The organism is Marinobacter sp. B-12 (assembly GCF_056857915.1).
This window is the reverse complement of record NZ_JBSXOB010000014.1, coordinates 22,756-30,018: the sequence shown is the minus strand read 5'-3', so window position 1 is coordinate 30,018 and position 7,263 is coordinate 22,756. Positions and strand designations below refer to the sequence as shown.

Sequence of the window (7,263 nt, the reverse complement as noted above, 5' to 3'; positions counted from 1 at the left end):
CAGGTCGGTAACCAATCCACGTATATCAGTATGATCCACCGTCGCAAACTGCCTGGCCGTGCTCTGATCCAACGTGCTTAACCGGAGGTGTAACAACGAACATTGCGCAACCATTTGACAGGTCAAAACATATCAGTGGTTACAGTCGTTCTGATCGGGCCAACGAGTTACCTCCTCAACACCCTCATAGAAAGCACTGGCGACTACCTCGCTAACGTTGTCTCGCTGAGTACCTGGAGCGACGCGCAGAAAAACAGTGGATGGCAAAACTGGTGGACGGCCTTCTACTGGCCGTGGTGGATGACCTGGGCGCCTTTCGTTGGCATCTTCATCGCACGCATTTCGCGGGGCAGGACCATTCGTGAACTGATTGCCGGCGCCCTGATAGTACCCACGCTGATCACATTTATCTGGATGTCCGTCTTCGGAGGAGCAGCATTGAAGATGGAGCAGGATGACCACGCTGCTCACCAGAGTCAGGTAGAGGCGGGCCTGCTGGTCGATGAGGCCGCGGAGTTCAAGGGCGGTGACATCCTTCTGGCGACTCAGGCCGAGACCACATCGGCGATATTCACACTCGTTTCGAAACTCGATTCCGGCGTTATAGGCCAGTCCCTATCTGTTTTAATTATCCTGCTTCTTGCTACCTATTTCATAACATCCGCAGACTCGGGTACGCTTGTATTGTGTACATTGAGCACCCGGGGCAGTCTCGAACCTCCCATGACCTTACGACTGATATGGGGCGTGATGCAGGCTCTTATCGCTGGCGGGTTGCTCTACGCCGGGGGACTGAAGGCAGTGCAGACAGCAACGATTGTTGCCGGTATGCCCATTGCCGTTTTGCTGCTGGTTATGTCGGTCTCTTTGATGAAGACGCTGCGTGCCGAACTCGGGCTTTCAGCACTAGCCCCGATGTCGAAAATAGAGGAAAGTGAGTACAGTCAGGGCAGCGAAGAGGCGTCGGAATCCGACAGACTTTCGCTCGCCAATCAGCTCCGCTAATAACAAGTACCAACTTTGCCAGAGAGAAACCGGTGAAAATAAAACCCTTACCTCCTCTGAACAGCCTGGTGGCTTTCGAGTCGGCCGCGCGCAATATGAGTTTCACTCAGGCGGCCTCCGAGCTGAGTGTGACTCAGGGAGCCGTCAGCCGGCAGATCCGGCACCTTGAGGAATACCTGGGCCGCGCACTCTTCGTCAGGGACAAGCGCCAGTTGGGGCTGACGCAAACCGGCACGGATTACTACGCCAGCGTGCAACAGTCCCTGCAGGTGTTGGCCGACGCGACAAGCGATGTCCTGCAATGGCGGTCGAACAAGCAGATCACAGTGGCCACCTCAAACGCGATGGCCTCGCTCTGGCTGCTGCCGAGACTGCCGAAGTTCCAGGACCTCTATCCGAATATCGATGTCCGCATATTGGCAACGGATTCTCTGAAGGGCGTGCGTAGCTCAGAGTACGATGTAGCTCTGTTCTATTATCGGAAGGCCCCGACGGGAACGTCTGTAACCCCCCTGTTTCGTGAACGGGTCTACCCCGTTTGTAGCCCGGTTTTCCTGGAGCGCCAGACTGCGGACGCTCCAGAAGAGGTGCTTGGTACAACTCAGCTCTGGCTAGACTCCAATGAGAACTGGCTGACCTGGAAAGAATGGTTTCGCTCTGCCGGACTGAAACTGATCGAGCCCCGCCGCAGACTCAACCTTAACAACTATCCCATGCTGATCCAGGCAGCACTCAACGGCCAGGGAATTGCCCTTGGCTGGCAGCAACTGGTCGAACAATATCTGGACAACGGGGTACTCGTGCGCCCCGTTCCCACAGAGCTGAATACCGAGGCCCATTTCTACATGCTTGAACCCGAGGAGCAGGCCAGAAGAAAGCCCGGTGTCGAGGAGTTCCGTAACTGGCTGCTTGAGCATGTCAGGGAAGACCCCTCCTATTCGGGTGAAACATCGGCCACCACCCGTATTTCTGCGCCATCGAACTAGGCCTCAAGGTCTATTGCGAAATGATCTTTGTTCAGCCAAGGAGCGCGAGCAGCCAGATCAGGCACGATATCCTCTCGCAAAAGGGTTCGAATGCTTTCCGCCACCTGTGAGGGGATATCGCCCATTTCCCCTTCCCTCGCCAACAGATACAGCTCGCGTGCATGACGGCTGGCATCAAGTTCGATAAAACGGACCCCCTCTGTCCTATACAACACCTGGGCAAGACACAGCCCACTGAGTATTGCCCAGCCATGTCCATCCTGAACAAAGCTCATCAACGTATGCGTATCGTCGGTTTCATATCGAACACTGGTCTGAAGCCGCATACGCCGCATTGTCACTTCGCTCAAGGCGCCTATATGCGTGTTGCGCCCATAGCGGATGAGCGGTTTGGACTGTAAAAGTCTCTCTACCCAACCTGGCGCGCCATGATTCACATCCACACCCTCCAACATTCTGGTTGATGCTGCCGCCAGCATTGGATCTCGGCAAAGACGGACCCGCTCAAGCCCGGCGACATCGTGCATCGGCTCACTGGAAACCAGAATGTCAATTTCACGATCCAGGAACGCCTGCGTTAACGTTGGCGTCATACCGCTACGTAGCGTCAGTCGTTCGATTCGGCTACTCAGCCTGGCGATAAGTCTGCTGCCGAATACCTCTGAGCAGGATGTCACAAGCCCCAGGCGACACTGAACCAGGTTCATTTCCGCCGTAGACCTCAGTTGCACGCTCAACCGGCGTAGATCCGCAAGGATGGTATCTGCACTGCGCTTCAGAACCTGCCCTGTTGCCGTGAGCTGTACCGGCCGCGTGCGACGGACGATCAATTCCGCCCCGACTATACCCTCAAGCTGTTTCAACGACTGGGAAATTGCTGACTGTGTGACCGACAGCCGATTGGCCGCGTCGGTCAAGGACTGAGACTCGGCAATTGTTACAAACGTGCTCAGTAACTGAGTATCGAGAAGATTCGGGTCCATTGTTAAAAATCACCATTGCATAAGCACAGCTAATTATACCTATAATTTTTAATCACATTGCTCTCTAAATGTAGATTATCTAATAGTTGACGCGAATAATCATTGTGTAACGCGAACAGGCCCGAACCACTGGGCCTTGATACCGCAACACAGCAATGAGCGATACAGGCAATGATTCTTCCCCAATACGATGGCCACTGCGGCTGGTACGAAGCCCTCGACAACGTTTCATCGTTTCCCGAGCTCATGAGCAATGTGCGAGTGGATACCGTCGTGATTGGTGGCGGTTTCGTCGGTTGCGCAGCGGTGCGTCGACTGGCTGAAAACCGCCCCAACGAACGGTTCCTTCTCATCGAAGCGCTCAAAATTGGCCAAGGCGCATCTGGGCGTAACTCGGGTTTTGTTATTGACCAGCCCCATAAACGGGACCTGGAATCGAATGACAACGATCTGAAGCGCAAACTGGTTTGCCTGAACCGGACCGCCATCGACTACTTGAAAACCCAGATCGACCAATACGGCATTGACTGCCAGTGGTCCCCTGCCGGCAAATATCAGGCCGCCGTGGGCGCGCGAGGGGAGAAGTTTCTCAGCCATTACGAAGAACTGCTGAAAGGCTTTGGCGAAAGTTACGAGAGAATCCCCCGCGAACGGATCAAGTCAGTCTTCGGAACAGACTTCTACAGCTCTGCGATTTTTACGCCGGGTGGCGCACTAATGCAGCCCGCGGCATTGATGCGCGGGCTGGCAGACAATATGCCAGACAACGTTCAGATCGCCGAGAACACGGCGGTTACTGAAATCACCCGGACGGAAAGCGGTTTTCTGTTGAAAACCGGAAACTCCAGCATCAAATGCCGCAAACTAATACTGGGTACGAATATCTTCACCGCCGAACTCGGTTTCATGCGCGACCGTATACTGCCAGTCATGACCTTCGCCAGCATGACCAAACCTCTGACGGATGATCAGATGAAACGCTATGGCGGGCAGCTCGATTGGGGAATCACACCGGCGGACCACGCCGGCACGACGGTCCGCATGACACAGGACCGGCGAATTATTATCCGTAATTCCTATCGTTACGCCCACGACTACAATACGCCTCAGGACCTATTGCCTGGCCTTGGAGTGCGGCACAGGAAAGCGTTTGATGCGCGCTACCCGCAACTCAAGGATGTGGAATTCGAGTACACGTGGGGCGGAGCCAGCGGCCTGTCCGGCAACTTCGAGACCTACTTTGGAGAAATAGAACCGGGGATCTACCTCTCGTGCTGCGACCAGAGCGTTGGCGCCGCCCGGGGTACCGTATCCGGCATGATGCTGGCGGACATGGCGTGCGGAAAGAAAACCGAACTGCTTTCCGACATGCTTGAAGTATCGGGCTCCCCTTCCCGACTACCACCGAAACCGCTGCTGAGGGTGGGCGTGCCTTTGCGCATGGCGATAGCACGATTTGCCAGTCGTTCAGAAGTCTGACACTCCGACCGAAACACAAAAGGAGCCCCCTTGGCCGCAACACTGATTCGCCACTCAAGCCTGAATTTCAAACACCGTGGAGGCCCGCCGGGGCACGCTGAAGTAGCGCGGGCCGTCAGCATCGAAATGAGCAATACCATGGGCGCCGGCGTCGCCCATTTCGACGCCTGCTCCGTCGCCTGGACAGTACTGTACGATGAGGTCGTGTATGTGATCGAAGGCGTATTTCGCCTCGTGGTCAACGAAGGCGTGCTCGAAGCCGCCCCCGGGGACATTCTCTGGATTCCTGAAGGTACGGAACTCCGGTACGAAGGCGATCGGGCAAGCATTTTTTATGCGGTTTACCCGGGGAACTGGAAGGCAACAGAATGTACATAGCTACAAAAAACGGATAGAAATGTTCACTAACCGGATATTTGCCCACGCCTGAATAACCGATAGTTCAAATGCCAAACAACAAGGAGAAGGCAAATGAACTATCGACATTCATTGTTAGCGCTCGCTATTGCATCCGGTCTCAGCGCGGCCCCCGCCGTTCACGCTCTCGAACTCGGCGAGTTCAACGACACCAAATTCAGCATCGGTGGCTATTTCAAAGCCGAAGCCATCTATGAAAAAGTCGATGATGGGGATTCCCGCATCTTCGGCCGTTCCAACCAGTCCCGCGTTAACCTGATCCATAACATCACCCAGGATCTGGAAGCCGGGATAGAGTGGCGAAAGTACAATCTCGCCTTCGGCCCACTGTTGCCCGAAGGCCAGCAGGTTGAGGTCATGGCCAAGTACAAATTCTGATCCGGACCTTCAGAATTGGTATCCTTGCCAACAACCCGCAAAACAGGTGCCCGCCGTCTCCAGGGCACCTGTTTTCCGCTGGTACAAGGCAGCACCAGTCAATTGCAAACGGTAACGTCCATAGCAGAAGAAAGCCCAAAGCGGCAGGGAATCGGTTCGCTGGAAATCGGATTGCATATCCTCAACTACATCTCCGTGGCTTCCAGGCCACCCACCCTCAAAGAGCTGTCGGGGGCCCTGGACCTCTCACCCAGTCGTGCCCACAAATACCTCGTCAGTTTGCTGAGAGAAGGCTACATCAATCAGGTAAACCAGACCCAGTACACCCTGGGTAATTCCAGCCTGACCCTCGGTATTTCCGCGCTCCGTCGCATCAATCCCATTCAACTGAGCTATGAAGCCGTTGACCGGCTCAACGAGGAAACCGACAAAACCGTGTCGGTCACCGTCTGGAACGGGAACGGCCCGCTGATCATCAAGTGGCTGGATTCAAGCCAGCCGATCTCGGTCAACGTCCGACTGGGCGCCGAACTGTCGCCACTGAACTCCGCGTCAGGAAGGATTTACCTCGCCCACCTGCCAGCGGAACGGCGAAAGGAATTGGTGGACCAGTACTACAAGAACTCCAAGTCACTCCCGAAACATCGGGGCAAACCCGTCACCCGGGAAGAACTGCAACCCCATCTGGAGACCATCAAGCGGGACAACTACTGCGCGTTTTTCAGTGACTATCTACCCGAAATCAATGTGCTGAGCCGCCCGGTCTTCGACATCAACGGCAGCATCGTCACTGTCATCACCCTGTTGGGTCTTGACCGGGACACTGACATCAGCGAAGGCTCATTCCTGTTCGAACAGGTCCGGGAATGCAGTGACCGGGTAACGCGGCAGATTTGCGGGCAACAGCGGGAGGGCAATGGCCGGGATTAACCGGCCATTCGCATGGTTTCGGAGGGCAACTCGCCAAAGGATTTTCGATAGTCAGAGGAAAACCGGCCCAGGTGACTGAAGCCATAATCCAACGCAATTTCGGTGACATTCCGGCACTTCCCCTGCAGGAGATCTTCCCGCAACTTCTGCAGCTTCAACTGTTTGATGTAACACTTCGGGGTTGTTGCGAAGGCCTTGGAAAACGCATTGTAGATGGATCGAACACTCATGTTGGAGACACTGGAAAGCTCTTCAATATCGATGTTGCGATGCACGTTCTGTTCAATGTAACGGAGCATTTTACCCAGGGTAGGTGTACAGGCCGGCCCCTTTTCCTGAGATGACCAGTTACTGGGAAACACCTTCAGCAGCTTCTTGAGGATGATTTCACGATAGGCGCCGCAAACCGGGTTTATATCCTCATCCTCAGCATCGTCAAGCTCGGAGAGTACCGCCTCCATGATGTTGATCAGTGCCGGACACAGCCGCAGTTCCACAGGCGCCCGGATAAAGCGAATGCCATCCTCCGGCAACCGACCGTGTGACAACTCACGGGCATTATTGAGCACATACTCCGGAACCTTGATGATCAGCTTTTCGCAATCATCCGAGTATTCCAGATCAATTTTTTCATACGGGTTCACCATAACCGCCTGACCACTGCGAACCTTCATGCGCTCGCCCGCCTGATGCCAGACACACTCACCCCGAGTGACCACCTGAAAGTGGTAGATGGACTCAAGTTCGGGGCTTTTTACCCGTACATGATTACCGTAGCTGAGCTGGGACATCCCAAACCCGGCAAATTCCCTGAAGCTGAGACTGGACTTCCGTTTCTGCTCTCCCAGCATTTCCAGGCGATGCTGCCCGATATGCTGATTAACGAACGAAGACACCTCTTCCGGATGTGCCCCCTGAAGGACGGTAGCGCCCGCAAGTGATTGACCAAACATCTCTCGCCTCATTTACTTATTGTTAATGAGTTCACTTTATATAAATTTAGATGGTCAATCAACAACCAATTTGGCAGCGCAAACTTGTACTAACCCAAGACTGATTAGCGCTATACGCTTGATTGAAAGATC

The 7,263-nt window shown here is 54.5% G+C and carries 8 protein-coding genes; 6 read left to right on the top strand and 2 right to left on the bottom strand.

Annotated features, from left to right (window positions below; translation table 11 throughout):
• The first annotated feature begins 135 nt into the window (after positions 1-135).
• Together AC13D2_RS00605 and gcvA are read left to right on the top strand one after the other, a co-directional pair.
• Positions 136-1,005, top strand: coding sequence for a BCCT family transporter (locus AC13D2_RS00605; RefSeq protein WP_482938044.1), 870 nt, complete (start codon positions 136-138; stop codon positions 1,003-1,005).
• Positions 1,006-1,037: 32 nt separating this feature from the next.
• Positions 1,038-1,991, top strand: coding sequence for a transcriptional regulator GcvA (gcvA, locus tag AC13D2_RS00600; RefSeq protein WP_317307217.1), 954 nt, complete (start codon positions 1,038-1,040; stop codon positions 1,989-1,991).
• Here the strand turns inward: gcvA and AC13D2_RS00595 are convergent.
• Positions 1,988-2,974 (bottom strand): LysR family transcriptional regulator, encoded by a 987-nt coding sequence (locus tag AC13D2_RS00595; RefSeq protein ID WP_317307218.1) that lies wholly within the window; start codon positions 2,972-2,974, stop codon positions 1,988-1,990. The two genes, gcvA and AC13D2_RS00595, sit on opposite strands and share 4 nt — an antisense overlap.
• A gap of 171 nt (positions 2,975-3,145) precedes the next feature.
• Between AC13D2_RS00595 and AC13D2_RS00590 the strand changes: the two genes are divergently transcribed.
• From AC13D2_RS00590 to AC13D2_RS00575, 4 genes are all read left to right on the top strand, one after another.
• Entirely contained in the window at positions 3,146-4,453 is a 1,308-nt protein-coding gene (locus AC13D2_RS00590; protein ID WP_317307219.1) for an NAD(P)/FAD-dependent oxidoreductase, read from the top strand.
• A gap of 30 nt (positions 4,454-4,483) precedes the next feature.
• Entirely contained in the window at positions 4,484-4,831 is a 348-nt protein-coding gene (locus AC13D2_RS00585; protein WP_317307220.1) for a cupin domain-containing protein, read from the top strand.
• A gap of 93 nt (positions 4,832-4,924) precedes the next feature.
• Entirely contained in the window at positions 4,925-5,248 is a 324-nt protein-coding gene (locus tag AC13D2_RS00580) for a hypothetical protein (RefSeq protein ID WP_317307221.1), read from the top strand.
• 24 nt (positions 5,249-5,272) lie between these two features.
• Entirely contained in the window at positions 5,273-6,178 is a 906-nt protein-coding gene (locus AC13D2_RS00575) for an IclR family transcriptional regulator (RefSeq protein ID WP_317307222.1), read from the top strand.
• Here AC13D2_RS00575 and AC13D2_RS00570 read toward each other — a convergent pair.
• The gene (locus AC13D2_RS00570; protein WP_317307223.1) at positions 6,175-7,131 is read right to left on the bottom strand and encodes an AraC family transcriptional regulator; all 957 of its coding nucleotides are present in this window, start codon (positions 7,129-7,131) and stop codon (positions 6,175-6,177) included. The two genes, AC13D2_RS00575 and AC13D2_RS00570, sit on opposite strands and share 4 nt — an antisense overlap.
• Between the last annotated feature and the right edge of the window lie 132 nt (positions 7,132-7,263).